This window comes from Bacillus sp. JJ664 (genome assembly GCF_036962205.1).
Taxonomy (GTDB): domain Bacteria; phylum Bacillota; class Bacilli; order Bacillales; family Bacillaceae_G; genus Gottfriedia.
The window spans coordinates 1-1,080 of the sequence record NZ_JBALMS010000225.1 but is presented as its reverse complement, the minus strand read 5'-3'; the positions used below and the strand labels follow the sequence as shown (position 1 = coordinate 1,080).

Sequence of the window (1,080 nt, the reverse complement as noted above, 5' to 3'; positions counted from 1 at the left end):
ATTGACTTAGATGAAGAAATAGTTTCACATACAGGTAAAAGTATACCAACAATATTCGAAGAGAGTGGTGAAAATGGTTTCCGTAATATTGAGTCCGAAGTATTAAAAAAAGTATCGAGTAATGATTCAATTATTTCAACAGGTGGTGGAATTGTTACCCGTCCCGAAAATATTGTATTCATGAAACAAAATGGAATATTATTTTATTTAGAATCAACAATTGAGACGTTATATAAAAGAATTCATCAGGATCCAAATCGCCCGAATGCCGTAAATCGTTCGATTGAAGAGTTAAATACATTGTTCATTAGTAGAAAATCATTTTATGAAAAAGCTGATTTCACCATTTCAGTTAATGAAAGGTCACCAAAGGACGTTTCGGTGGAAATCATTAACTGTTTAAATTCACTTCGATGAGGAGATAGTAGAAGTAAGTGAGTAGAAAGCTAGGTGATTAGTTTGAAGACTAATGATTATGTTAAATATATGACTGAGCAGTTTATGAATTATATCGATCAACCAAAAGAGAAGCGAGAACTGATGAAACATGAAAAGGAAGAAAATAAAGAATCTTTTTCAACAAATATGTTCGGCATGCTTCCACTAAGTTTTGCATTATACATGAAGAAAATTCAAAGTAGAAAAAATAAGAAGAGTATGTAAAAAAGCTGAATTCAAAGCTAATATCATTCTATTTAAGAGTATAAAAACTAAGCAATTAGAAGACCGAGTCTATATGATTTGGTCTTTTTTATTTGTTTATGCTATAAGGTTAATGTTGCTTTTCTCATTTAATTAAATGGCAAGATAGTTTTATAAGAAAAATTAATTCCCCTTAGAAACTAATTTGTGAAATTCATAAAGATTTTTTTGATAAAGGTGTATTTTACCAAATTGTCGAATATAGAAACGAACATATTACAATAATTGCACACAGTAATGATCTACCGAAGATTTAGATTTATGACTTTTATTTGAAGATAACTGGAGTATCCATATGAAATTTTTTTCGAAATTAATTTTAGTATTAATAACCGTAATACTTGGATTTTTTATATTTATTAAACTAAACCCTCAAAT

2 protein-coding genes are annotated in these 1,080 nt (G+C 28.4%); both read left to right on the top strand.

Annotation, left to right across the window (positions count from 1 at the left end; translation table 11 throughout):
- A partial coding sequence (locus tag V7056_RS20545; RefSeq protein WP_499704243.1) for a shikimate kinase occupies positions 1–417 on the top strand: 417 nt, incomplete at its 5' end.
- Between the two features lie 42 nt (positions 418–459).
- Positions 460–663 carry a YqzE family protein gene (locus V7056_RS20540; RefSeq protein WP_499704242.1) on the top strand — a complete coding sequence of 68 codons (204 nt, stop codon included), beginning with the start codon at positions 460–462 and terminating at the stop codon, positions 661–663.
- Positions 664–1,080: the final 417 nt, after the last annotated feature.